We start from the raw sequence: 25939 nt of genomic DNA, 5'->3' as shown, positions 1-25939 counted from the left end.
GCGGGTCTTCGCGCTAGGTGACCCGGGCATCTACGTCTTTCTGTCCACGCGGTAAGCAAGACGTGGATGGCCGGGCATAGGCGAGCGGAAGCGACGCCGTCCTTCAGACGGCTGCGCCCGGCCATGACGATGTGGTCGATTCGCGTGCTCCACGCGAAGAACGGCAGGTTGAGGTGACTGGAGCCCTCGACGAATCCGCCCTGACCGCCTACCTCTTGGGGCGTGCCGTCATCAGATCCCTTGCCCTTTACGCCGCTTGAAACGGCTGCGCTGCTGCCGGACCGTTTTCGCCGGTGGTTCGCGTCGCGCGGCTGGTCGCCGCGTGAACATCAGCTGGCATTGCTCGCGAAAGCCCGCGACGACCGCTCGGCGCTGCTGATTGCCCCCACCGGCGCCGGCAAGACGCTGGCCGGATTTCTGCCGACGCTGGTGGAACTGTCGGCCTCTCCGCTCCTGAAGGGGGAAGGGGACAAGAAAGGCCTCATCTCAACCGGCCGCGGCGTGAAACGCACGGGCGGTCTTCATACGCTCTATATCTCGCCGTTGAAGGCGCTCGCGGTCGACATCGCGCGCAATCTGGAGACGCCGATTGCCGAGATGGGTCTGCCGATCAAGGTCGAGACCCGCACCGGCGACACGCCGGTGTCGCGGCGGCAGCGGCAGCGGCGCTATCCGCCGGACATCCTGCTCACCACGCCCGAGCAACTGGCGCTGCTGTTGTCGTCCGACGATGCGCCGTTTCTGTTTGGCTCGCTGAAGCGGATCGTGCTCGACGAACTGCATGCGCTGGTGACGTCCAAGCGCGGCGATTTACTCTCGCTCGGGTTGGCGCGGCTGTGGCGGCTGGCGCCCGAGATGCGTGGCATTGGTCTGTCGGCAACCGTCGCCGAGCCGGAATCGCTGGCGCGGTTTCTGGTGCCGCAGCGCGACGGCAAGGAGGTATCCGCCGACATCGTGGTGGCGGGCGGCGCCGCGGCGCCGGTCGTCGAAATGCTCGACACCAAGGAGCGGCTGCCCTGGGCCGGCCACAGCGCGCGCCATGCGCTCGGTGAAATGTATGAATTGATCAAGCGCCACAAGACCACACTGATCTTCGTCAACACCCGCAGCCAGGCCGAAATGCTGTTCCAGGATTTCTGGCGCATGAACGAGGACGGCCTCGCCATCGCGCTGCATCACGGCTCGCTCGACGTCGCGCAACGCCGCAAGGTCGAGGATGCGATGTCGGCCGGCAAACTGCGCGGCGTGGTCTGCACGTCTTCACTCGATCTTGGCGTCGACTGGGGCGACGTCGATCTCGTCATCAATGTCGGCGCGCCGAAGGGCGCCTCGCGGCTGATGCAACGAATCGGCCGTGCCAACCACCGCATCGATGAAGCCTCGCGCGCGGTGCTGGTGCCGGCCAATCGGTTCGAAGTGCTGGAATGCGCGGTCGCAATCGACGCCATCGCCGACAATGCGCAGGATACGCCGCCGTTACGGATCGGCGCGCTCGACGTGCTGGCGCAGCATGTGCTCGGCTGCGCCTGCGGCGAGCCGTTTCTCTCCGACGAGCTCTATGCGGAAGTGCTGACCGCGGCGACTTACTCCAGCCTGACGCGCAACGATTTCGACGACGTGGTCGATTTCGTCGCCACCGGCGGCTATGCTCTGAAGAGCTATGAGCGTTTCGCGCGCATCAAGCAGGACAAGAACGGCCGCTGGCGCGTCGCCAATCCCCGGGTGCGGCAAAGCTATCGCCTCAACGTCGGCACCATCGTCGAGGACACCATGTTGAAGGTGAAGCTGGTGCGCTCGCGCGGCGGCGGTTCGGGGTCGACCGGTGCGTTGGGGCGCGGCGGCCGCATGCTCGGTGAAATCGAGGAAGCCTTCATCGAAGGCCTCGTGATCGGCGATACCTTTGTATTCGGCGGCGAGGTCGTGCGCTACGAAGCGCTCGCCGAAGACAATGTCTACGTTTCCCGCGCCAACGACAAGGATGCCAAGGTGCCGTCCTACATGGGCGGCAAGTTTCCGCTCTCGACCTACCTGGCCGAACGCGTCCGCAGGCTGCTCGACGACAGGCGGCAGTGGAATGCGTTGCCGGATCAGGTCCGCGACTGGCTGTCGCTGCAACGCAGTTTTTCGCTGGTGCCGGCGGTGCGCGAACTGCTGGTCGAGACTTTTCCCCGCGGCAACAAACATTACCTCGTCTGCTATCCCTTCGAGGGACGGCTGGCTCACCAGACGCTCGGCATGCTGCTGACGCGGCGGATGGAGCGGATGCGGGTGCGGCCGCTCGGTTTCGTCGCCAACGAATATGCATTGGCCGTGTGGGGGCTCGGCGACATGTCGTTCATGATCCGCCACGGCAAGCTCGATCTCAACGCGCTGTTCGATCCGGACATGCTCGGCGACGATCTCGAGGCGTGGCTGGCCGAATCCGCGCTGATGAAGCGCACCTTCCGCACCTGCGCGGTCATCTCCGGCCTGATCGCGCGGCGTTTCACCGGCGAAGAAAAATCCCGCCGTCAGGTGCTGTTCTCGACCGACCTGATCTATGACGTGTTGCGCAAGCACCAGGCCGACCATGTGCTGCTGCGCGCCGCCCGCGCCGACGCCGCTACCGGGCTGCTCGATCTCAAGCGATTGGGTGATATGCTCGCCCGTATTCAGGGGCGAATCACCCATCGGGAACTCGATCACGTTTCGCCGCTGGCGGTGCCGGTGATGCTGGAAATCGGCCGCGAGTCGGTTTATGGCGAGGCGGCCGACGAGTTGCTGGCGGAAGCCGCCGATGGACTGGTCAAAGAGGCGACGGGATAAAACGTGACGGCAACGGCGCAAGTTTCGGGATACGATCAGGATATGCGCGTCTCCAAGGTTGCCATCGCCGACGTTATTTTCCTCGCCGATCTCTCCGGCGCGTTGTTCTGGCAGGAACAGCGGCTGCTGGTCGTCTCCGACCTGCATCTGGAAAAGGGCTCCAGTTTTGCGGCGCGTGGTGTGCTGTTGCCGCCCTACGATACCGTGGCGACGCTGAGCCGGCTGGCGGCCGTGATCGCGCGCCACGACCCGCGGATGGTGATCGCGCTCGGCGACAGTTTTCATGACCGCGATGCCCACGAGCGTTTGTCTGCGCCCGACCGCGAGGCATTGATGGCGATGCAGGTGCGGCGCGACTGGATCTGGATTGCGGGGAACCACGATCCAGCCTTGCCGTCGGATCTCGGCGGCGTGGTCGCGAGCGAAGTCGCGATCGGGCCAATTGTGTTCCGCCATGAGCCGACCGGCGCGTCCGGCGAAATCGCCGGCCATCTGCACCCCAAGGCGCGGGTACCGACCCGCGGCCGCTCGATCGAACGGCGGTGTTTTGTGTCCGACGGCGAGCGCGCGGTGATGCCGGCCTTTGGCGCCTATACCGGCGGCCTCAGCATCCGCGATCCGGCCTTTGCGAAAATCTTTCGCGTGCCGGGCTTGATGGCGCATGTGCTCGGCGACAACAAGCTGCACGCCATCGCCGCGTCACGGTGTTACTGATAAATCCTACGCCGCCTTCGCCTGAACCGTATTGCAGAATTCTGCCAAACGATCCGCCAGCCGCAGCGTCGCCGGGCTGGCGTCGGGCGAGGCCACCAGCGCCACCTCGGTCCTGTCGATCGGCGCAAAGCCATCTTTGGCCGTGAGCATGCGATGATCGGCCTGGATTGCGATGTCGGAAAGAATGCTCAGGCCCAGCCCGGCGGCGACCGCGGCCTGGATGCCGGCGAGGCCTGACGAGGTATAGGCCATGTGCCAGGAGCGCCCGGCGCTTTCGAGCGCATGGATCGCGCGCGAGCGGTAGAGGCAGCCGGCCGGAAAGCCGATCAGGGGGACCGAGCCGGATTTGGTGTCGATCGGATGGGTCTTGCTGGTGACCCAGTGCACGCGTTCGGGCCAGACCGCGATGCCGCTTTTCTCGCCGGCGTCGCGCTTGAGCAGCGCGAGATCGAGGTCGCCGCGTTCGATATCACGCCGCAGATAGGTGCTCTGGTCGGCGCGCACGTCGAGCCGCAGGCCCGGCCGCGAGCGCGAAAACGTCGCCAGCAAATTGGCGAGGCGATAGGCCGCGAAATCCTCGGGGATGCCGAGTTTCACGGCGCCTTCGCTGCCCGGACGCGCCATCACGTCGCGGGCTTCTTCGGCGAGCGCCAAGAGCCGCCGCGCGTAGGACAACAGCCGCTCGCCGGCTTCCGTCGGCGTCACGTCCTTGCCGGTGCGGTTCAACAGCGGCTGGCCGACATCGTCTTCCAGCCGCTTGATCTGCTGGCTGACGGTCGATTGGGTGCGGTGGACGCGCTCGCCGGCGCGGGTGAAGCCGCCGGCATCGACTACGGAGACGAAACTGCGCAGCAGCTCCAGATCGAGCATGGAAATGCTCCATTCATAAATCCACTGAAAGTAAGTCTATCATTTAATTTTCAAATATCAAGACGAGGGCCTACGTGATGGGAAAGGAGATTTCCCATGTCGCTCGCTCCCTCGATTGCGGTTCCCCGCACCGGCTTCAATCTGCTGCCGCTCATCATCGCGCTGTTCTGCCTGCTCTGGAGCTTTGCCTTCGTGGCCGGCAAGATCGGCGTCACCGATTGCCCGCCGTTGATCCTGCTGACGGCGCGATTTTCGCTGGCGGGGATCCTGATCCTCGGAATCACGGCGCTGCGCGGCGAGGCATTCTCGTCGCTGACATGGCGCGATGCCGCGGTGTTTGCGATTCTAGGCGTCGCCAACAACGCGCTCTATCTCGGGCTCGGCTACACCGGGCTCAAGACGGTATCCGCCGGCCTCGGCGGCCTGATCGTCAGCGCCAATCCGGTGTTCACCGCGGTGCTCGCGGCGGTCTTTCTTGGCGAGGCGCTGACCTGGCGCAAGGTGACGGGACTCGTGCTTGGTATCGCCGGAGTCGGCTTCATCGTCTGGCACCGCATGTCTGTCTGCACCGACAGCTGGCACGGCATCATGTTCACGCTGGCCTCACTGGCCTCGATCGTGGTCGGCACCATCCTGTTCAAGGTGCTGGCGCCGAAGGGCAGCCTCTGGGTCGGCAATGGCGTGCAGAATCTCGCGGCTGGGATCGTGCTGCTGCCCATCGCGTTCACGTTCGCCGATGTCGGCGACATCGTGCCGAGCGCGCGGCTGCTCGGCGCCTTCGCATTCCTCGTGCTCGGCGGATCGATCCTCGCTTATCTCTTGTGGTTTCACCTGCTGAAGGTTTGCGGCGCCACCGCTGCCAGCGCCTATCACTTCCTGATGCCGCCGCTCGGCATGCTGTTCGCCTTTCTCGTCCTCGGCGAGCACGTCGAATTCCGCGATCTGCTCGGGATCGTTCCGGTCGCACTGGGCATTTACCTGGTGACCCGTCCCGCGGCTGCGGCCGCCCGCTCTTCGTAACCGGAGCCGCCGTCGACCCAGCATGTTTGATCGAGCGCATTGCGTGGTTGCGGTGCCTAAGGCAGCTTCCTTGATCGGAACCGAACCCTGTCCGGTTCGTTGTCGCGGCGGCTGGAACCGGGCATGTCAGATCACAAACATTCGAGTCCAAAACATCACGACAAGAAGGCCGGCCATGACAAGCCGGCACCGAAGGCTGAGGCCAAGGAGCCGTTCAGTTTTCGCTATGTCCTGAAAGCGCTCGGCCCCGGCCTGATCACCGGCGCCTCCGACGACGATCCGTCGGGGATCGGTACCTACAGCCAGGCCGGCGCGCAGCTCGGTTACGGCATCGGCTGGACCATGCTGCTGAGCTTTCCGCTGATGGTGGCGATCCAGGAAATTTCCGCACGGGTCGGTCGCGTCACCGGGCACGGCATTTCGGGCAATGTGTGCCGGCACTATTCGCCATGGCTGCTCAATGTCGTGGTGGCGCTGCTGTTCATCGCCAACACCGTCAACATCGCGGCCGATCTCGCCGCCATGGCCGATGCCACCAAGCTCCTGATCGGCGGGCCCGGCATGATCTACGTGCTGTTCTATGGCGTCACCTCGGTGGTGGCGCAGATCTTCCTCGACTACGAACGCTACGTGTCGGTGCTGAAATGGCTGACGCTGAGCCTGTTCGCCTATGTCGCCGCGCTCGCCTTCGCGCATGTCTCGTGGGGCGAGGCGCTGACTGGCGTGCTGATGCCGCGCCTGACCTGGAGCACGGATTATTTCACCACCATCGTCGCAATCCTCGGCACCACGATCTCGCCCTATCTGTTTTTCTGGCAGGCCTCGCAGGAAGCCGAAGACCAGCGCGTCGACGTGACCAAGCAGCCGCTGATCGACAAGCATTACGGCGCGCAGAAGGAATTTCATCGCATCCGCGCCGACACCATCGTCGGCATGGCGTTCTCGAACCTGATCGCGCTGTCGATCATCTTCACCGCTGCCGCGACGCTGCATGCGGCGGGCAAGACCGACATCCAGACCTCGGCGCAGGCGGCCGAGGCGCTGCGTCCGATTGCCGGCCAGTTCGCCGAAGTGATTTTCGCGCTCGGCATTGTCGGCACCGGCTTGCTGGCGATCCCGGTGCTCGGCGGCGCCACCGCCTACGCCGTCGGCGAGGCGCGCAAATGGCCGGTCGGACTCGCCCGCAAACCAAAGGAAGCGATCGCGTTCTATTCGGTGCTGGCGCTGTCGGCCGCGATCGGCATCGCGCTCAATTTTACCGCGATCGATCCGATCGAGGCGCTGTACTGGAGCGCCGTCGTCAACGGCGTGCTCGCCGTTCCCGTCATGGTGCTGCTGATGATCATGGCGCGGCAGCAGAACGTGATGGGAAAGTTCGTCATCCAGGGGCCGCTTTATTGGCTGGGCTGGCTGTCGACCGCGGCGATGTTGTTGAGCGTGCTGGCGATGGGCGTGGGGATGTTTGTGTGACGTCATTCCGGGATGGTCCGAAGGACCAGACCCGGAATCTCGAGATTCCGGGTTCGATGCTTCGCATCGCCCCGGAATGACGGCCGTTCATGACGGCCGTCAATCCTTGCGGAACACGATCGAGGCCATCCAGCCCGTCATCAGCGCCATGAAGGCGGTGACGAGGCCATAGACAAAGCCGTTCTGGCGCGCGGTGGTGGCGACGAACTGCTCGAAGCCGACCTTGACGATTTCGAACGCGGTTTCGGTCTTGGTCACCAGCGCACCGTCGGCGAACAGCTTGATCTCGACGTCATAGGTGCCGATCGGCACCTCCGCGGGCAACGGAATCCCGGTGCGAAACAGCGTCGGTGTCAGGAACGTCACGGCCGAGGTCGCCTCGCGGTAAAGCCCGTGCTCGGAACGCAGCCGCACGAAGGCGCTGCGGAACGCGTCGTTCGGCACCACGTCGGCATAGTCAGGGCCGACGCGCTGGGTCAACAGCACGTTGTTCAGCCCGAGCTGCTGCCGCCGCTGCACTTCCGGCGAAGCGATGGCGTCGAACGGCCGGTTGGAAAACAGCGCGAGATAGCTCGGCACTTTCAGGAACTGGCGCGAGTCCGTGTTGATCCAGATGCCGAACTTGCGTTCCTTGCGGCGCGTCACCATGTCGGCGCGCGGGCCGGCGACCGTCACCACCAGATCGTAATTGTTGTGGCTGGCGGGCGGGGAGGCGTCCTTTTCGACCGAGCCGAACAGCACCAGTTCCTCGCCGGAATAATTCGGCGTCACCGTCACGCGGTGGTTCGACACCGACACGATCAGCCGTTCGGCCTGGGCCGGCGGCGCGGCCAGCGCTGCGCCCAGAGCGAGCCCGGCAAGCGTGAGCGGGACGCGCGCGATCATCCGGCGCCTCCGGTTTCCCGGATCGTGAACAGGTCTTCGGGCCGGATCACCAGTTCGACGGCGAAGCGGACGCCGACGGCGAGCACCAATAGCCCGAGCAGCAGCCGCAGATGTTCGCCGCGGATTTTCTGGCCGGCCCGCGCACCGAACTGCGCGCCGGTGACGCCGCCGATCATCAAGATCAGCGCCAGCACGGCGTCGACCAGATGGTTGGTGACCGCGTGCAGCATGGTGGCGAACACCATGGTGACCAAGGTCAGCACCATCGAGGTGCCGATCACGGTCGAGGTCGGCACCCGCAGCACGTAGATCATCAGCGGCACCAGGATGAAGCCGCCGCCGATGCCCATCACCGCGCCGATGAATCCGATGATCAGGCCGATGACGACGACGGGGATCACCGACAGATAAATCTTGGAGCGCTTGAAGCGCATCTTCAGCGGCAATCCGTGGATCCAGCTATGGGTGCCGGGACGCCGGATCGTGGCCGCGCCGCCGCGGCGGGTCCGCAACAGCGCCCGCAGGCCTTCCCAGAACATCAGCCCGCCGACCGTGGTCAGCAGGATCACGTAGGACATCGCGATCATCAGATCGAGCTGGCCGAGCGAGCGCAGCAGCGTGAAGGTCCACACGCCAAGCGCAGTGCCGATCGTGCCGCCGCTTAACAGCACCAGCGCCAGCAGTGGATCGATGGCGCGCCGCCGCCAGTAGGATAGTGCGCCGGAAAACGAGGACGCCGCGATGTGGCTCGCGACCGAGGCAACGGCGACCGCGGGCGCGATGCCGACGAAGATCAACAGCGGCGTCATCAGGAAGCCGCCACCGATGCCGAACATGCCGGAGACGAAACCAACCGCCGCGCCCATCGCCAGGATGAGGAAGACATTGACCGGAATGTCGGCGATCGGAAGGTAGAGCTGCACGCGCGTCCGCTTTTTGTCGTTCTGCCGCCGGCCCTCGTCGAGGCCATCAACGGCATGGTTGTGGTGGTGCCGGCAGTGGTATCCGGCAGACCGCACAATTCGCGTGTGTGGAGCCGGTTACCGCGGCCTTTGCATAACCGAATTCGGTGGCAGGATGGACTAAAGAATGCGCCGGAGGGCAATTTTTTGCCTCCAACCTCAGCGCATTTTCGGCTGTGGTGAACAGGTGCGGTTAATAGTCCGCGGCGCGCTGGGCTGATCGGGCCTCAGGGCTTACTGAGGGGATCGGTGATGAGGTTCATCGCCAGCGCTTCCTTGGGCGCGAGCCAGCGGATGTCCCGGGTCTCGGACATCGCTTCGACGACGGATGACGAGACCCCCATTTTGGTCATGTAGCCGAGGACCGCGCCTGCGACCCGCTGGGTGTCGGCGACGGGATCGCTGGTGGCCCTTGTGGTCACAAACCGATGGACGCCGAGCGCCGAGCCCAGCACCCCGAAGCGGGGCTTGCCGCCCGCATAGATCAGCACGCAGGCGCTGGCGCAATAAGCCGGTTTGACGCGGCCGGAGGCGTCAGCGGTGCCGGCCGCCGTCGCCAGACCGCGCGATCGGATGATCTCGCCCATGATCACGGCCTGACCGAGATCGCCGCCGGGCGACGACAGCAACACCAGGTCGCCGGTGGCGAGCCTGGCTTCGTCGAGCCGCTCGCGGAACAGGTTTGCGGCGGCGGGGCCGATCGTCCCGCTGACCAGGAGCGCGCGCCGGCCCGGATCGGGGCTGCCGAGATAGGCCTTGGCGACCAGCGAGGCCGTCAGGCTCGGCGAGAGATACTGGTCTTTCCAGTAGTCCCACGCATCGGGCCGCGACAGGTCGCGGTAGGCGCGGATGCCGATGCCGGAAGCGAGCAGGACAAAGACGGCAATCGACCAGAAATTCCGTTTGCGGCCGGTGGTCCGAACCGGAGGCGCCGGCGGTGGAGCGGCCGGCATGCGCGGCGCTGCGACCGCAGGCCCCGTCGGCGAGCTCCGGAAACGACGCGCTTCGTCCTGATTATCGTCCGTAGACAATCGATCCTCGTCGCAAGCCAAACCGAATGGGACCCGAGCCGGCTGGCCCAATATACGACGTTATGGCCGAGGATGTCGGCGCTATCGCGGCATGACCGCCGCGGCGCGCTTTGTCGCAACCGGCTTGGCTGCGGGTTTGGTCGCATTGGCCGTCGCCGGCGCTGAGTCCCAGCCGCCTTGAGGGGCCGCGACATTGACGGCGTCATCGGGCTGCGGCTCCGGCGTGAAGGTCTGGATCGCGAGCTTGGCCGCCGCCAGCGACTGGGCGTCAAGGCGCTTGGCGATATCGTCGCGCTTGCGGCTCGAATCTGCATCGCCCTGCGCCGCCGCGAGGCTGAACCATTTGAAGGATTCGGCGAGGTTCTGTTCGACGCCGATGCCGCGGGCATAGAGAATGCCGAGGTTGAACTGGCTGTCGGCGACACCGCGATCGGCCGCCTTGCGGAACCATTGCGACGCGCTCTTGTAGTTGGCGCCCATGCCGCCGCCATCGGCGTCCAGCACCGCGAGGTTATGCATCGCCTTGGCGTTGCCGCGTTCGGCCGCCTGCAAATAATAACGTCGCGCGATATCGACGTCCTTTTTCACGCTCAGGCCCTTCTCGTAGAAGGTGCCGAGCCGGAAGATCGCGGGCACCACGCCGGCCTGCGCCGCGCGGTCGTACCATTTGGCGGCCTCGTCGAGGTTCGCGGCAATGCCCTTGCCCTCGGCAAAGCGCAAGCCGACCTCGTAGGCCGCGGCCGGATCGCCCTTCAGGGCGGCGGCGCGCAGCACCGGACCGCCGATGGCGTCGGGCAGCCGCTCGCTCGGCGGCACCTGCACCATCGTGAATTTGCTTGATGACGAGCCCTGCACGGTGGGGATCGCACCGGTGACGTCGCCGGACGGCGCCGGGGCCGGGGAGGGCTGCGCCTGCGGCGGGATCGCGACGCGCGCGCTGTCCAGCGTGTTCGGTGCGGACATGTTGTTGGATTGCCGGTCGGCCGGGGTCGGCGACATCAGCGAGGGCGCTGATGGCGCCGGCATCGCGGGCTTGGCGCTGCTCTCCGCCGGAGCGGGCGGCGGCGCTGCCGGCTCGGTCGAATTTTCGATTCCCGGCATCGGCGGCGCGCTGCCGGTGTCGAGCAGCGTCATCGCCATCTTGAAGGTGCCGAGCACGATCACGACCACGCTCGCGCCGACCAGCAGCGAGCGGATCCGGGAGGTTACGTTGGAAGGCGTTTTGTCGCCGGGCTGCGCGATCTTCGCCCCGATCTTGATCTTGTGGTCGCCGCCCTTGTCCTTGGCGGCGGCCTTGGCAGCAGCTTTGGCTGCCTTCTCATTGGCGGGGGCAGCGGCGGCAGCCTGCGCGGCGCGGCGCGCGGCGGCGATGAAGCTCGATGAACTGACGGGTTCTTTCGGCCCCGCCGCAATCTCGTTGATCACGCTTTCGGAAGCGGCGATCCGCTCCGACGGCGAAGACATTCGTGCGGCCGGCCGGGTGCCCGGCTCGAGCGGGTGATCAGGCGGCAATTCCGGCGCGATCGCCGCCCGCGACGCTGCGTGCGGCTCGAGGATTTCGCTGATCGCGCGCGGCGGCATCGGCGGCGCCAACGGCTGCGCTGCATGGAATTCGCGCGGCGCGGCGGCGAAGGTTTCCTGCATGGCCGCGGGATTCGGCAGTTCCGGTTTCGGCTGCGGCGCCAGCGCCTGCGTATAGGGCATCGGCGCAGAGGCCGGTGACGGCATTGCCGCGCGCGGGGCTTCCTCGCGCATCGTGACGGTCGCCGGCGCGGGCGAAACCATCGGCTGGGCGGGAATCGGCGCTGCGCGAACCGCGCGCAGATCGCCTTCGATCATCGCCAGGCGATCGACCACGTGGCCGAGCGTGCTGTGAACCGTCTCCAGCGAGTCCTGGGTGCGGCGGTCGGTTTCCGACTGACTGTAGCGGATGTCGGACAATTCGCGCTTGACGGCGTCGACGATGCCGGAGTCCATCGCCGGTACGCCGCCGCTGCGGCTGGTATCGGCGAGCGAGACCAGATTGGCGTGCTGGCGTTCGAGCGAGCGCTGAATGTCCAGCAGCCCTTCCTCGACCCGTCCGAGATCGACGGAGGGCGCGGCACTACGGTCGGTTGAAGCTTCCAGGCGTTCCAGCAGATAGGACACGCGTTGTTCGAGATGGGCAAACGCCGACGCATTGTCGTTGCCGACCGGCATGCGGTCGAGGCGTTCGGTCAGGGAGCGCAGCGCGCCTTCGACAAATTCCGAAGGTTCGCCGGCCGCGGGGCGTTCGCGGCCTTCCAGCGACGAGGTCAGCGCGGCGATGCGCTGCTCGAGAATAGCGAATGAATCACCCTGGCCATCGGCGCGGGCGATTTGATCGACCTTGGCCGACAGCGAATGCACGTCTTCGGAAAGCCGCGCCAGCGCATCATTGGAGGCGATGTTGGAAACGACCGAACGAAGCGCTGATATCGCGTCTTCGAGCTGATGGACGGTCGACGGGTCGTCGTTCGAGCGCAGGATCAGGTCGAGCTTGGTGCCGAGGCTGCGGATCGCCTCATCGTAGCCGGTGAGTTGCTCGGCCGGCGTCAGCTTGCTCAGCACGCCATGGATTTCGGCAAGCGCGCGCTCGATGCCGAGCAGCATCTGGCCGTCGCTGCCGCTCTGGCGGCTGTCGTCGATACGGCGTGACAACGAGCGGATTTCGTTCTCGATCGAATCGATGGCCCGGCGCGGCATCGCTTCGGTGATGGCTTGGCGGATTTCGCCGAGTTCGCCGCGGAACGCCGCGATCGACGCCTCGATGTGATCGGAGGGTCGCAGCGACTCGATCTGGCTCGTGATCTTGAGCAGATAACGTTCCAGCGAGGAAAAGTCCGGACCCGCGGCCTGAGCTGGCGCCATCGGCGGCGCGCTGCGCGGCGGCAACTGCTGTGGCGAACCGTCGAGTTCATTCTGTCGCGCCGCAATCTCGGCGATGGCGGCGTCGAACGAGATCGGGCTCAGCGGCGGCGAGGGGCGATAGACCTGGGCTGCGGCGCGCTCGACCATGGCGGCCTGGGCCTCACGGTTCGGCGGCGGCACTTGGGACGAGGCCTGGCGGGAAGCGCCTGCGCTCGTAATCTGCGATAGCCGCGCGTCGAGGCGGGAAATGGCGTCGTTGAGCTGGCGGGCGACCGTCGGCTCGGCGCGCACAGCTTCACCGCGCGGCGCGGGCTTTGAAATCTGTTCGATCTGCCGGGTGATGGCATCCAGCCGCTGGTGAATGTCGGCAACGTCGTGGCTTTCCTGGCTCGGCATCGCCGGGGCTTGATCGTAGGACCCACGGGAAGGCGCCGCGACGGGTTCGCCGACAGTGGAATTGAGCCACTCGCTCAGCGACATGCCGGCACGGCGCGCGGCTGCCTCGGCCCTTTCGCGAACCGAGGGATCGATGCCGTCAACACTCCACGAAACGCGCGAATTCATGCTCAGGTCCGGTTCCGAACTCCGGCGCTATACTTGCGCCATCAGCTTCCCCGCGCGTCCCCACCAAGAGACAATCGAATTCCGCGCAGGTCGTCTGCCTCAGATCCTGACTTTTTCGCGTTACGGTAAAGAACGGGTTAAGGATTGGGGTGGCCGGTCAGTAAAGTTGCCCGCTTAAGGAAAAACGGTGGGGTTGACGTTCCCCGGATGCTGCGCAGCGCGCCGCACTTGCGGCGTGGTGCGCAGCTGATCCGGGGTCGTCGGGACGGGGGAGGTCCCGGCTCTGCGGAGCAGCGTTGCACGCTGCACCGCGTCCGGGACACGGAAGCATACACGCCAAATCTAGCCGTTGTTTTCGCGCTGGCCGTTCCCGATCGGCACCACGTTGCTCGGGACCGCGCCGGCCGACAGCGCGTCGAGCGCTTCCTCGCACCATTCCACCACGGCGCGCTCGTGACGAACTCCGAGCCGAAGCGAGAGCAGCTTGCCGAGGTCGGCGGGCGATGCGGTGCCGTCGGGGAAGCGTTTGCCGAGAATCCGTTCGTAGCGGGAACAGCGGTCGCGGTGGTGTTCGAGCCGCGCCATCAGGTCGGCGCGCAGCGGTTCGAGGTCGACGCTGTCGAGCGCATAGAGCCGTACCAGGAGGTCGTCCTTGATCGAGGCCGGGACGCTCGGCCGGGCGGCCCAGTGCCGTAGCGCGGCGCGGCCCTCCGGCGTCAGGGTGTAGACCAGCTTGTTGGGCTTGCCGGACTGCACCACCTCACGGCCCTGGATATGGCCGCGATCGCGAAGTTTCGTCAGTTCGCGGTAGATCTGCTGGTGGTTGGCCTTCCAGAAGAAGCCGATCGACGCATCGAAGGTCTTGGCGAGCTCATAGCCCGTCATCGGACGTTCGGTCAGGCAGGCAAGGATCGCGTCGCCAAGCGCCAAGAAACTATCTCCGGACGGTCTTTCGGCTATGAGCAGCGTTGACATTATGCATAAAGTTGCATATGCGTCAACGCGCATAATGGGCCGGTCTGTGTCCCGGAGCCCGTCATCGCCCGCGCAGGAGACATGATGACCATGACCGCACTCGACAAGTGGTACGGCTACATGAAGTCCCACGACCACGCGGCGCTGTGGGAGCTGCTGCACCCCGATGCGGTGTTCGAAAGCCCGGTCGTGCACACGCCGCAACGCGGGCGCGACATCACCTTCAAATATCTGTCGAGCGCCGAGAAGGTGCTGGGCGGTCCGGGCTTCAAATATATCGGCGAATGGCGCAGCGACACCGGCGCGGTGCTCGAATTCGAAAACGAGATCGAAGGCATCAAGATCAACGGCGTCGACATCATCACCTTCAGCGCCGATGACCGCATCATTCATTTCAAGGTGATGGTGCGCCCGCTCAAGGGAATGAATCTGCTGCATCGCCTGATGGGAGAACAGCTCGCCAAGGAAACCGCGAAGCAGTGACATCAGGTCGTATCGCCCAAGGCCTTTATTTGCTGCCTCGGCGTAATGGAACCGGCTAAGGTCCGGTTCCGGAACGCCAGACTTCACCGATAGCTGCCCGCCAAATCCCACACCTCCACTCACTCAAGTCTGCCCTGCCGGGAGAACGCCATGCCGACCTACAAAGCCCCTGTGGAAGACGTCACCTTCCTGCTCAACGACGTCTTCCAGATCGATCGCTACGACAATCTGCCCGGTTTTACCGATGCCTCCGCCGACGTGCGCGAAGCGATCATCGGCGAGGCGGCCAAGTTGAGCGAAGAGGTGCTGCAGCCGCTCAATCGTACCGGCGATCTCGAAGGCTGCGTCCGTCACGATGACGGCAGCGTCACCACGCCGAAGGGTTTTAAGGAAGCCTTCAAGCAGGTCGCCGAAGGCGGTTGGCTCGGGCTGTCGGCGCCTGCGGAATATGGCGGGCAGGGACTGCCGGTGACGCTGAGCCAGGTCGTCACCGAATTCCAGAGCGCGGCCAACATGGCGTTTTCGATGTATGGCGGCCTGACCATGGGCGCGACCGCGGCGCTGATGGTGCACGGCAGGCCGGAACAGAAGAAGATGTTCGTGCCGAAGATGGTGGCGGGCGAGTGGACCGGCACCATGAACCTGACCGAGCCGCAATGCGGCACCGATCTCGGCCTGTTGCGCACCAAGGCGGTCAAGCAGGCCGACGGCAGCTACAAGATTACGGGCACCAAGATCTTCATCTCGGCCGGCGAGCATGATCTCGCCGACAACATCATCCATCTGGTGCTGGCGCGCATCGAAGGCGCGCCGGCCGGCATCAAGGGCGTGTCGCTGTTCGTGGTGCCGAAGATCCTGGTCAATGCCGACGGCTCGCTCGGTGCCCGCAACGGTGTCTCCTGCGGCTCGATCGAGCACAAGATGGGCATCCACGGCAACGCCACCTGCGTGATGAATTACGACAGCGCCACCGGCTGGCTGATCGGCGAGGAAAACAAGGGCATGCAGGGCATGTTTGTGATGATGAACGAAGCCCGCCTCGGCGTCGCCGTGCAGGGCCTCGCGCAATCCGAAGTCGCCTACCAGAACGCCGTGAACTATGCGCGCGAGCGCCTGCAGGGCCGTTCGCTGACCGGGCCGAAGGCGCCGGACAAGCCGGCCGATCCGATCATCGTGCATCCCGACGTGCGCCGCGTGCTGCTCACCATCCGCGCCTTCAACGAGGCGGCGCGCGCCATGGTGGTGTGGACCGCGCTGAAGAGCGACGTCGCCCATCGCTCCTCCGACCCCAAGGATCGCCAGGAGGCCGACGACCACATGGGCCTGATGACCCCGGTCATGAAGGGCGTGATGACCGACGTCGGCTTCTCCAATGCGGTGCTGGCGCAGCAGATGTATGGCGGCCACGGTTACATCGCCGAACACGGCATGGAGCAGTTCGTCCGCGATGCGCGCATTGCCATGCTCTATGAAGGCGCCAACGGCATCCAGGCGCTCGACCTCGTCGGCCGCAAGCTGCCGCGCGACGGCGGCCGCGCCGTGATGGCGTTCTTCGGCGAAGTCGCCGCGTTCGCCAAGGAGCACGGCGCCGACGACGCCATGAAGCCGTTCGTGACGCCGCTGTCGGCCGCACTCGGCCACCTGCAGCAGGCCACCGGGTGGCTGATGCAGAATGCGATGGCGAAGCCCGACAACGCCGGTGCCGCCGCCACCGACTACATGCAATTGTTCGGCCTCGTCACCTTTGGCTACATGTGGGCTCGCATGGCCAAAGTGGCGCAGGACAAGATGGCGGGCACAGGCGCCACGCCCTATCTGAGCACCAAGCTGGTGACCGGCCGCTTCTTCATGGAGCGGATGTTGCCGGAAACATCAGTCCATCTCGCGCGCATCCAGTCCGGCGCGGCGACCACGATGGAACTGGCGGCGGAAGCGTTCTGAAATTCCTCGCCGCGGACGAGACTCCGCGACGACTTCAGCCTATATATTATGATCCTCATATAAGGAGGGCGACATGCCCGAGGCATATATCTACGATCACGTTCGCACCCCGCGCGGCCGCGGCAAGGCCGATGGCTCGCTCCATGAGGTCACCGCGCTGGCGCTGGCGACGGTGCCGCTGCGGGCGCTCAAGGAACGCAACAACCTTCCCGAAGACGTCGTCGACGACGTCATCCTCGGCGTGGTCGATCCGGTCGGCGAAGCCGGCTCCGACATCGCCCGCTTTGCTGCGATGAAGGCCGGCCTCGGCGAGGCCGTGCCCGGCGTCCAGATCAGCCGCTTCTGCGCCTCCGGCCTCGATGCCGTCAATTTCGCCGCCGCCCAGATCATGGCCGGCCAGCATGAACTCGTGATCGGCGGCGGCGCCGAATCGATGAGCCGCGTCGGCATCGGCGCCTCCGGCGGCGCCTGGCCGATGGACCCGTCGATGGCGGTGCCGTCCTATTTCATGCCGCAGGGCGTCTCGGCCGATCTGATCGCGACCAAATATGGGTTTTCGCGCGACGATGTCGACGCCTATGCCGTGCAGAGCCAGCAGCGCGCGGCAAAAGCCTGGGACGAGGGCCGCTTCAAGAATTCCGTGGTGCCGGTCAAGGACATCAACGGGCTGACGATTTTGGCCAAGGATGAGCACATGCGGCCGACCACGACAATGCAGTCGCTCGGCCAGTTGCAGGCGTCGTTCGCGGCGGTGGGCCAGATGGGCGGCTTCGATGCTGTCGCGATCCAGGCGCATCCCGAAGTCGAGCGCATCAACTATGTGCATCACGCCGGCAACTCCTCCGGCATCGTCGACGGCGCCGGTGCGGTGCTGCTCGGCAGCAAGGAAGCCGGCGCCAGGCACGGCCTGAAGGCCCGCGCGAAAATCCGCGCCTTCGCCAATATCGGCTCGGAGCCGGCGATGATGCTGACCGGCCCGGTCGACGTCACCGAAAAGCTGTTCGAGCGTTCCGGCATGAAGAAGTCGGACATCGACCTGTTCGAGCTCAACGAGGCCTTTGCCTCGGTGGTGCTGCGCTACATGCAGGCGTTCGAGATCGATCCTTCCAAGATCAACGTCAATGGCGGCGCGATCGCGCTCGGCCATCCCCTCGGCGCCACCGGCGCCATGATCCTCGGCACCGTGCTCGACGAGCTCGAACGCACCAACAAACAGACCGCGCTGGTGACCCTGTGCATCGGCGGCGGCATGGGCACCGCTACGATCATCGAGCGGGTCTAAACGTAGGGTGGGCAAAGGGCGCGCTTGCGCCGTGCCCACCATTTTCACGGCGGTGGGCACGCTTCGCTTTGCCCACCCTACGATCAGAGACAACCGCCGCGCCAACGGGCAGTCGGCTTCGAGGGAGCAACACATGGCCTTCAAGAATTTCAAGACTGAGACCGACGCCGACGGCATCGTGCTGGTGACCTGGGACACGCCCGGCCGTTCAATGAACGTGCTGGATGAGACTTCGATCACCGAACTCGAGGCGATCATCAAGCAGACGTCCGAAGACGCCGCCGTCAAGGGCGTCGTCATCACCTCGGGCAAGGAAGCGCTGTGCGCCGGCGCTGACCTCTCGATGCTCGAGGGCATGGCCCAGACCTATGCCGCGCTGCTGAAGGACAAGGGCGAAGTTGCCGCCAATCAGGTGCTGTTCGACCAGAGCCGCCGGTTCTCGCAGGTGTTTCGCTCGATCGAAACCTCAGGCAAGCCGTGGGTCGCCGCCATCAATGGGCTGGCGCTCGGCGGCGGTTTTGAACTGACGCTGTCCTGCCACTACCGCGTCGCGGCGGATAATCCCAAGACCCGCCTCGGCCTGCCCGAAGTGAAGGTCGGCCTGTTCCCGGGTGCCGGCGGCACCCAGCGCGTGCCGCGCATCGTCTCGCCGCAGGATGCGATGCAGCTTTTGTTGAAGGGCGAAGCGATCAATCTGGCGAAAGCCAAGGCGCTGAACCTGATTCACGCGATCGTTCCTCCCGCCGAGATGATCCAGGCCGCCAAGGACTGGATCAAGGGCGGCGGCAAGGCGATCGCACCCTGGGACGAGAAGGGTTTCAAGCTGCCGGGCGGGCCCGTGTTCTCCAAGGCCGGCATGATGATGTTCCCGGCGGGCAACGCGATCTACCGCCGCGAGACCTATGACAATTATCCGGCGGCGCGCGCCATCATGAGCTGCGTCTATGAAGGCCTGCAGTTGCCGATCGACGCCGCACTGCGGGTCGAGTCGCGTTACTTCACCCAGGTGCTGCGCTCCAACGAAGCCGCCGCCATGATCCGCAGCTTGTTCCTGTCGATGCAGGAACTGAACAAGGGCGCGCGGCGTCCGCCGAACGTGCCGCCGACCAAGGTGAAGAAGCTCGCCGTGATCGGCGCCGGCTTCATGGGCGCCAGTGTCGGCTACGTCTCGGCACGCGCCGGCATCGACGTGGTGCTGATCGACCGCGACCAGGAGAGCGCCGACAAGGGCAAGGCCCACGCCAAGAGCGTGATCGACGGTCTCGTCGCCAAGGGTCGTGCCAAGCAGACCGAAGCCGACGCCATCATGTCCCGCATCACGGCGACCGCCGACTATGAAGCGCTCAGGGATTGCGACCTCGTCATCGAGGCCGTGTTCGAAGATCGCAAGGTGAAGGCGGATACCTTCACCAAGGCGCAGGAATATCTGAAGCCGGGCGTGATCTTCGCCTCCAACACTTCGACACTGCCGATCACCTCGCTGGCCGAATCCTTCAAGGACCAGGGCCGGTTCGTCGGCATCCATTTCTTCTCGCCGGTCGAGAAGATGATGCTGGTCGAGATCATCCTCGGCAAGAACACCGGCGATGCGGCGCTGGCAACCGCGCTCGATTATACCCGCGCGATCGGCAAGACGCCGATCGTGGTCAACGACAGCAGAGGCTTCTATGCCAATCGCTGCGTCGGACGTTACATCGCCGAGGGCAACGAGATGTTCCTCGAAGGCGTGCCGCCGGCGATGATCGAGAACGTCGCCAAGATGGCGGGCATGCCGGTCGGCCCGTTGTCGCTGTCGGATGAGGTCGCGCTCGATCTCGGCCTCAAGGTCATCAAGGCGACCGAGGCCGATCTCGGCCCCAACGCCATCAATCCCGATCAGAAGAAGCTGATGGTGGAGCTGGTGGAGAAGCAGAACCGCCTCGGCCGCAAGAACGGCAAGGGCTTTTACGATTATCCCGAGAAGGGCAAGGGTCAGAAGAGCCTGTGGCCGGGTCTCGGCGCGCTGCAGAAGACCCACCTCGATCCCGATACGCTCGATTTCGAGGAGCTGAAGCAGCGCTTCCTGGTGAGCCAGGCGGTGGAAGCCGCGCGCACGGTGGAGGATCACGTCATCACCGACATGCGCGAGGCCGATGTCGGCTCGATCCTCGGTTTCGGCTTTGCACCGTTCACCGGCGGCACGCTGTCCTATATCGACTTCATGGGCACGAAGAAGTTCGTCGAACTCTGCCACAAGCTCGAGGCCAAATACGGTTCGCGCTTCACGCCGCCGAAACTGCTGGTCGAGATGGCCGCCAAGGGCGAAACCTTCTACGGCCGCTTCCCGCCGAAGAAGCAGGCGGCGGCGTAGGATTGTGTTGTTGTCATTCCGGGATGGTGCGTAGCACCAGACCCGGAATCTCGAGATTCCGGGTTCGATGCTTCGCATCGCCCCGGAATGACTAAAGGGCCGGATCATCGATCCGGCCCCTTTCGTATCCAACGTAATGAAGCTTATGCCGCCTTCATCAGGCCTTCCTTGACGAGGGCCTCCTGCACCTTCGGGCGGGCGCCGACGCGGGCCTTGTAGGCCATCAGGTTCGGCATGCCGGACAGATCGAACTTCAGGCGATCGGCCCAGGCCAGCATCGTGAACAGGTAGGCATCGGCGACGGTGAACTGCTTGCCCATGATATAATCATGGCCGGCCAGTGCGGTTTCCAGATACTTGAACTTGCCCATCACGCGGTCCTTGAAGAACGCCTTGGCGTCGTCGGCCAGCACCGTCGAGAACATCGGGCCGAAATTCTTGTGCAGTTCGGTGGTGATGAAGTTGAGCCACTCCAGCAGCTTGTAGCGCTCGGCGCTGTCGCGGGCGGGCGCCAGGCCCTTGCCGACCTTGTCGGCGATCATCTGGACGATGACCGGTCCTTCGGTGACGATTTCGCCGGAGTCCAGCGCCAGCGCCGGGACCTGGCCCTTGGGGTTGATCTTCAGATAATCGTCGCCGTTTTCCAGCTTCTTGGCGCGCAGGTCGACCTTGACCAGGTCATAGGGCAGGCCGGCTTCCAGCAGCGCGATATGGGGGGAGAGCGAGCAGGCGCCGGGCGAATAATACAGTTTCATCGGATTTTCCTTCCCTGGAAATTTATGGATTGCGGCTTTTGGGCCTGAGGTCCCGAGCGTATCAGAACCAACCGGGCTCAAAACCGATATTGTGTGACGTTTTCTTTACGGGATCAGGTGTTTGAAAACGTTCCGGAATGACTAAATGCATCTGCATGAAATAGTCAAGATTGATGCAGCTGCATTTAGTGCGGTACACTGATCGTGACAGAGACGGACTGAACGATGAAACGCAAACCTTCGACCGAGGCGACCGCCGCGTGGATCCGCCTGATGCGGGTCCAGAGCCGGGTGCTCGATGCCGTCGAGCAGGATTTGAAGAAAGCCGGCTTCCCGCCGCTGGCCTGGTATGACGCGCTGCTGGAATTGTCGCGCGCGCCGTCGGGCGAGATGCGCCCGGTCGAGCTGGAGAAGCAGATGCTGATCCCGCAATATTCGACCTCGCGGCTGATCGACCGGCTGGTGGACGAGGGACTGGCGGCGCGGCGCGAATGCAAGATCGACAAGCGCGGCCAGTTCGTCGAGATCACCGAGGCCGGGCGCGAGCTGCAGAAGAAAATGTGGAACGCCTATTCGGCGGCGATCGAGAAATACGTCGGCTCCAAACTTTCCGATGCCGATTCCATCAAGCTGTGCGGTCTGCTCGACCGGCTCGGCTGCTCCTGCGGGGATATCAAGGCCGTGGCCGTCCGAGACGGCGTGCCTGCGCGATGATAGCCCCGATACCTTTCGTTGCTGCGGACAACGCTGTCCGCATCCCCCTTGGCCATACGGCGCGTTCGGTCGAATCGCCCCACATCCGGATTTTCTATGGCGCGTGACCAGATCGATATGACGCCGCTGCAATCGCGCGACGAACTCGTGGCGTGGCTGGCGGACGGCGTGAAGCCGCCGAGCGAATTCCGCATCGGCACCGAACACGAGAAGACCCCGTTCACGCTCGAGGGCCACCATCCCGTGCCCTATGAAGGAGCTAAGGGCATCGGCGCGCTGCTCGAAGGCATGAAGCTCCTGCTCGGCTGGGAGCCGATCACGGAGCGCGGCAAGATCATCGGGCTGTACGACGTCACCGGCGGCGGCGCGATTTCGCTGGAGCCCGGCGGCCAGTTCGAATTGTCGGGCGCGCCGGTCGAGACCGTGCACCAGACCCAGTCGGAGCTGATGGCGCATCTGGCGCAGGTGCGCGAGATCGCGACGCCGCTCGGCATCGGCTTTCTCGGGCTCGGCATGACGCCGTCCTGGTCGCGCAACCAGATCCCGATAATGCCCAAGGGCCGCTACAAGATCATGACCAATTACATGCCGAAGGTCGGCCAATACGGCCTCGACATGATGTACCGGACCTGCACGGTGCAGACCAACCTCGATTTCTCCTCCGAAGCCGACATGGTCAAGAAGCTGCGGGTATCGGTGGCGCTGCAGCCGGTCGCGACCGCGCTGTTTGCCAATTCGCCCTTCACCGAAGGCAAGCCCAACGGATACCTCTCGTTCCGCTCCGAAATCTGGCGCGACACCGACAACGCGCGCTCGGGCATGATTCCCTGGGCGTTCGAGGACGGCATGGGGTTCGAGCGCTGGGTCGATTACGCGCTGGATGTGCCGATGTATTTCGTCAAGCGCGGCGACGAATATATCGACGTGTCGGGTTCGTCTTTCCGTGCCTTCTTCGATGGCAGGAACCCCGCATTCCCCGGCGAGCGCCCGACGCTGTCGGACTGGGCCAACCATCTGTCGACGATTTTCCCGGAAGTGCGGCTGAAGCGCTATCTGGAAATGCGCGGCGCCGACGGCGTGCCGTGGGGCCGGCTGCCGGCGTTGCCGGCGTTCTGGGTCGGCCTGTTGTACGACGACGACACCCTGAACGCGGCCTGGGATCTGGTCAGCCACTGGAATGCCTATGAGCGCCAGGCGTTGCGCGACGATGTGCCGCGTCTGGGCTTCAAGGCCAGGATCAGGGATCGCTACCTGTTTGAGGTCGCAAGGGAATGCCTGAAGCTGTCGCATGCCGGTTTGCGGCGGCGCAACCGCGTCGACCATTCCGGCCGCGACGAGAGCCGGTTTCTCGAGCCGCTGGAACGGATTCTCGATTGCGGCCGGACCCCTGCGGAAGAGATGCTGGAGAAGTATCAGGGCGTCTGGGGTGGCTCCGTGGAACCGGCCTATCAGGAATACGCGTTCTAGGCGACCGGTCCGACGACGCTCCCGAATGCCGCATTTTTGAGCCGTTCATCCACCGTACAGGTTGAGGCCGCTCAAATGAGGCCTCTCGACGCGGACTCGGAAGCAATCGCAGATGGGGATAGGCCGCCTGCTCAGGGCGTGTGTGGTGGCGCTCGCCCTTCTGGCGGCGACCGCATCCGTGCGCCCGGCGCTGGCGCAGGCCAATTTCGACCGTCCGGGCGGCGATTATCTCAGTGCGCCGGTCACCTCGGGCGACCCGGCCGATTGTGCGCTGGTCTGCGAGCGCGACAAGCGCTGCCGGGCATGGAGCTTCAGCTACCCGACCGACACGACCAACGGCGCGACCTGCTGGCTCAAGAGCAATGTGCCGGCACGCACGCAGGATAATTGCTGCGTCTCCGGCGTGCGCGGCGCCGGGGTGGTTGAGCCGAAGAACAACACGATCGAGACCTCGATCGACCGTTTCGGCGGCGACTACAAGAATTTCGATCTCAACGGCTCTGACGGTGACGACGCCTGCAAGGCCGCCTGCGCCGCCGACAACAAATGCCGGGCCTGGACCTACGCCCGGCCGGGCTATGCCGGCCGCGACGCCCACTGCTACCTGAAAAAAGACATCAAGCCGCCGCGCCGCAAGGCCGGGTTTATTTCGGGCGTGGTGAGGTAGGAGCGCGAAGCGCTAACGCCATCCTCTGTCATTGCGAGGAGCGAAAGCGACGAAGCAATCCACTCTTTCTTTGCGGCGCGATGGATTGCTTCGCGGAGCCTGTCATCGGGCGCGCATTCGCGCGACCCGTTGGCCCGCAATGACGGCTCATTCCACGCCCAGCACCGTTACCTCCGGCCACAGCGCCTTCCAGCGCGCCGCCTTCTTCTCGTAATTCTCCGCCGAGAAATTCGCGCCTGGATTCGGCCGCACGATCAGATTGGCGGCATCGTCAAATCCATCGGGCGCGTAGACGTCGTAGCCATCCTGCGTGCGGCGGATACCGACGCGGGTGTTTTTCGTCAGAAAGCGGTCGATGCCCTCGGTCGAGCCGTGCAGCGGCGGGTAGGGCAGGCCGTGTTTTTGCGTGTACCAGAGATGGACGCGCGCCTGGTTGCGCACTTCAACGGTGACGCCGAGTTTGGCGAAGTGTTTTGCCAGAGTGCGGATCACGGCGTCTTCGGCTTCCCAGGAAGTATCGGCATCGAAATAGAACACGTCGTAATCGCTAATTCCATGGTCGACGTTACGGCCGGTCTTGATGTTCCACACCGTCTGCACCAGACAGCCGGAGACCAGCCAGGCGTCGGGAAGTGCGAGCGCGAACAGTTCGTCGACGATGAATTCGTTATTTAGATTGCGTAGCGCGGCGGCGAGGAATTCGTCTCGGGTCATCAAGTCCTCCCGCCGTCATTGCGAGGAGCGATAGCGACGAAGCAATCCAAACTTCCTTCGCAGCAAAATGGATTGCTTCGCGGAGCCTGTCATCGGGCGCGCATTCGCGCGACCCGTTGGCTCGCAATGACGGAAGAAACTATTTCGAATCGTATTCCTTCACCGCCGCCTTGGACGCTAGCGTGCGCCAGTGCCGGCGCAGCAGCGGTTCGACGATGGCGCGCTTTGCCTTCGACAGGCGGATCAGCGCCATCGGATAATCGCGGTAGTGATCGGTGAAGTAAAATATCTTCGGCGCGCTTTCCACCAGCATCGCGCGCTCATCCTGCGGCACGCCCGGCATCACCAGGCTGTCGCCGTCTTCCTTCAGGCGCGCCAGCAGTTTCTTGCGCACCTTCAGCGCCGGCGTGCCGTAGGAAGTGCAGTCCTCAACCTCCGGCCACAGAAGCGCAAATTTTCTGACGTCGTCGAAGGTCATGACAGCAGCACTCTCCGTCGTCATGCCCGGGCTTGTCCCGGGCATCCACGTTCTGACTGTCTATGATTAAGCAAGACGTGGATGGCCGGGACAAGCCCGGCCATGACGGAAAGTGGAGTTAGTGTCGCGCGCTCAATGCACCGAGGTGAAAAACCGCGCCATCCGGAAGCCCGACAGCCAGGTCCAGACCGGCTGACTGCGAACGCCCATGTCCCAGGAGCCGACCACCGCATCGGCGCGGCCGACCAGGTTGTCGATCGGCAGCAAGCCGACGCCGCCGTCGCGCAGCGAGACGCGGCTGTCGGCGGAATTGTCCCGGTTGTCGCCGAGCACGAACAGCTTGCCCGCGGGCACCGTCACTTCGGCCGTGTTGTCGTACTGGCCATTGTCACGCATCTTGAAGATCGCATGCGTGACGCCGTTCGGCAGCGTCTCGATGAAGCGATAGGCCTTCTCGCTGCCGCCGCGGTCGTCTTCGGCTTCGCCGATGCCGTCAGGCGTCAGCGTTGCGGCATGGTCGTTGATGAAAAGCTGGCCCTGACGCAACTGGATGCGATCGCCGGGCAGGCCGACGACGCGCTTGACCCAGGCCTGCGAGCGGTCGCCGGGCCAGCGGAACACGACGACGTCGCCGCGCTTCGGCGTTTCGCCGAACAGGCGGCCGGTTTCCGGCAGCGTGATCTGGATCGGCAAGGAGGCCGCGCCATAGCCATAGGGGAATTTCGACGCCAGCAGCGCGTCGCCGATCAGGAGCGTCGGTTCCATCGAGCCGGACGGGACATAAAAGGGTTCGGCGAGCGCCCCCTTGGCGATGAACACGACGGCGACGATCGCCGCGAGCTGGACGGCCTGCGCGCGCCAACTGATCGGCTTGGCGACGGCTGTTTCCTGTTCCGTGCTCAC

General features: G+C 64.7%; 21 protein-coding genes. 11 read left to right on the top strand and 10 right to left on the bottom strand.

Translation table 11 applies throughout. From position 1 onward, the window contains the following. Positions 1-240 precede the first annotated feature (240 nt). On the top strand, positions 241-2805 hold the full coding sequence (locus tag BLR13_RS14790; RefSeq protein WP_074822705.1) for a ligase-associated DNA damage response DEXH box helicase: 2565 nt from the start codon (positions 241-243) through the stop codon (positions 2803-2805). A 42-nt stretch (positions 2806-2847) separates the two neighbouring features. Beyond that, complete coding sequence (gene pdeM / locus BLR13_RS14785) at positions 2848-3519, top strand: ligase-associated DNA damage response endonuclease PdeM (protein ID WP_074822708.1); 672 nt, start codon at positions 2848-2850, stop codon at positions 3517-3519. A 6-nt stretch (positions 3520-3525) separates the two neighbouring features. On the opposite strand, the gene BLR13_RS14780 is transcribed toward pdeM, so the two are convergent. Next, the gene (locus BLR13_RS14780; RefSeq protein ID WP_074822710.1) at positions 3526-4389 is read right to left on the bottom strand and encodes a LysR family transcriptional regulator; all 864 of its coding nucleotides are present in this window, start codon (positions 4387-4389) and stop codon (positions 3526-3528) included. 96 nt (positions 4390-4485) lie between these two features. Between BLR13_RS14780 and BLR13_RS14775 the strand changes: the two genes are divergently transcribed. Beyond that, positions 4486-5409: a DMT family transporter gene (locus tag BLR13_RS14775; RefSeq protein ID WP_074822711.1), complete on the top strand. Its 924-nt coding sequence runs from the start codon at positions 4486-4488 to the stop codon at positions 5407-5409. A 123-nt stretch (positions 5410-5532) separates the two neighbouring features. Then, positions 5533-6879 carry an Nramp family divalent metal transporter gene (locus BLR13_RS14770; protein WP_074831508.1) on the top strand — a complete coding sequence of 449 codons (1347 nt, stop codon included), beginning with the start codon at positions 5533-5535 and terminating at the stop codon, positions 6877-6879. A 99-nt stretch (positions 6880-6978) separates the two neighbouring features. Here BLR13_RS14770 and BLR13_RS14765 read toward each other — a convergent pair whose 3' ends face one another. From BLR13_RS14765 to BLR13_RS14745, 5 genes are all read right to left on the bottom strand, one after another. After that, positions 6979-7764, bottom strand: a complete 786-nt coding sequence (locus BLR13_RS14765) for a TIGR02186 family protein (RefSeq protein WP_074822714.1) — start codon at positions 7762-7764, stop codon at positions 6979-6981. Further along, positions 7761-8687, bottom strand: coding sequence for a sulfite exporter TauE/SafE family protein (locus BLR13_RS14760; RefSeq protein ID WP_074831510.1), 927 nt, complete (start codon positions 8685-8687; stop codon positions 7761-7763). Before BLR13_RS14760 ends, BLR13_RS14765 begins: the two co-directional genes overlap by 4 nt. A 266-nt stretch (positions 8688-8953) precedes the next feature. Next, positions 8954-9757: a hypothetical protein gene (locus tag BLR13_RS14755; protein ID WP_074822717.1), complete on the bottom strand. Its 804-nt coding sequence runs from the start codon at positions 9755-9757 to the stop codon at positions 8954-8956. An 81-nt stretch (positions 9758-9838) separates the two neighbouring features. Then, positions 9839-13210 (bottom strand): SEL1-like repeat protein, encoded by a 3372-nt coding sequence (locus tag BLR13_RS14750; RefSeq protein ID WP_074822720.1) that lies wholly within the window; start codon positions 13208-13210, stop codon positions 9839-9841. A 342-nt stretch (positions 13211-13552) separates the two neighbouring features. Next, a complete protein-coding gene (locus BLR13_RS14745) occupies positions 13553-14140 on the bottom strand; it encodes a PadR family transcriptional regulator (RefSeq protein WP_074822723.1) in 588 nt (195 codons plus the stop codon). Between the two features lie 129 nt (positions 14141-14269). Here BLR13_RS14745 and BLR13_RS14740 point away from each other — a divergent pair, with 129 nt between their 5' ends. The 4 genes from BLR13_RS14740 to BLR13_RS14725 all read left to right on the top strand — a co-directional run bounded on the left by BLR13_RS14740 (position 14270) and on the right by BLR13_RS14725 (position 20241). Continuing rightward, on the top strand, positions 14270-14668 hold the full coding sequence (locus BLR13_RS14740; protein ID WP_074822727.1) for a nuclear transport factor 2 family protein: 399 nt from the start codon (positions 14270-14272) through the stop codon (positions 14666-14668). Between the two features lie 150 nt (positions 14669-14818). Further along, the gene (locus tag BLR13_RS14735) at positions 14819-16609 is read left to right on the top strand and encodes an acyl-CoA dehydrogenase C-terminal domain-containing protein (RefSeq protein WP_074822730.1); all 1791 of its coding nucleotides are present in this window, start codon (positions 14819-14821) and stop codon (positions 16607-16609) included. A gap of 73 nt (positions 16610-16682) precedes the next feature. Further along, on the top strand, positions 16683-17891 hold the full coding sequence (locus BLR13_RS14730) for an acetyl-CoA C-acetyltransferase (protein ID WP_074822731.1): 1209 nt from the start codon (positions 16683-16685) through the stop codon (positions 17889-17891). Positions 17892-18024: 133 nt separating this feature from the next. Further along, complete coding sequence (locus BLR13_RS14725; protein WP_074822735.1) at positions 18025-20241, top strand: FAD-dependent oxidoreductase; 2217 nt, start codon at positions 18025-18027, stop codon at positions 20239-20241. 143 nt (positions 20242-20384) lie between these two features. On the opposite strand, the gene gstA is transcribed toward BLR13_RS14725, so the two are convergent. Continuing rightward, a complete protein-coding gene (gene gstA / locus BLR13_RS14720; RefSeq protein WP_074822737.1) occupies positions 20385-20996 on the bottom strand; it encodes a glutathione transferase GstA in 612 nt (203 codons plus the stop codon). A gap of 225 nt (positions 20997-21221) precedes the next feature. Between gstA and BLR13_RS14715 the strand changes: the two genes are divergently transcribed. The 3 genes from BLR13_RS14715 (at position 21222) to BLR13_RS14705 (ending at position 23844) form a co-directional block, all read left to right on the top strand. Further along, entirely contained in the window at positions 21222-21710 is a 489-nt protein-coding gene (locus BLR13_RS14715) for a MarR family winged helix-turn-helix transcriptional regulator (protein ID WP_074822739.1), read from the top strand. Positions 21711-21806: 96 nt separating this feature from the next. Further along, on the top strand, positions 21807-23177 hold the full coding sequence (locus BLR13_RS14710; RefSeq protein WP_074822741.1) for a glutamate--cysteine ligase: 1371 nt from the start codon (positions 21807-21809) through the stop codon (positions 23175-23177). Positions 23178-23289: 112 nt separating this feature from the next. Next, on the top strand, positions 23290-23844 hold the full coding sequence (locus BLR13_RS14705) for a PAN domain-containing protein (RefSeq protein ID WP_074822744.1): 555 nt from the start codon (positions 23290-23292) through the stop codon (positions 23842-23844). A 147-nt stretch (positions 23845-23991) separates the two neighbouring features. Here BLR13_RS14705 and BLR13_RS14700 read toward each other — a convergent pair whose 3' ends face one another. The 3 genes from BLR13_RS14700 to lepB form a co-directional block, all read right to left on the bottom strand. Next, positions 23992-24558, bottom strand: a complete 567-nt coding sequence (locus BLR13_RS14700) for a nucleotidyltransferase family protein (RefSeq protein WP_074822746.1) — start codon at positions 24556-24558, stop codon at positions 23992-23994. 139 nt (positions 24559-24697) lie between these two features. Continuing rightward, positions 24698-25036 (bottom strand): MmcQ/YjbR family DNA-binding protein, encoded by a 339-nt coding sequence (locus tag BLR13_RS14695; protein ID WP_074822748.1) that lies wholly within the window; start codon positions 25034-25036, stop codon positions 24698-24700. Between the two features lie 132 nt (positions 25037-25168). Next, positions 25169-25939 carry a signal peptidase I gene (gene lepB / locus BLR13_RS14690; protein WP_074831511.1) on the bottom strand — a complete coding sequence of 257 codons (771 nt, stop codon included), beginning with the start codon at positions 25937-25939 and terminating at the stop codon, positions 25169-25171.

This window comes from Bradyrhizobium ottawaense (genome assembly GCF_900099825.1).
Classification (GTDB): Bacteria; Pseudomonadota; Alphaproteobacteria; order Rhizobiales; family Xanthobacteraceae; genus Bradyrhizobium; species Bradyrhizobium ottawaense_A.
The sequence above is the reverse complement of the archived record's forward strand: the minus strand, read 5'-3'. Positions and strand labels throughout refer to the sequence as shown.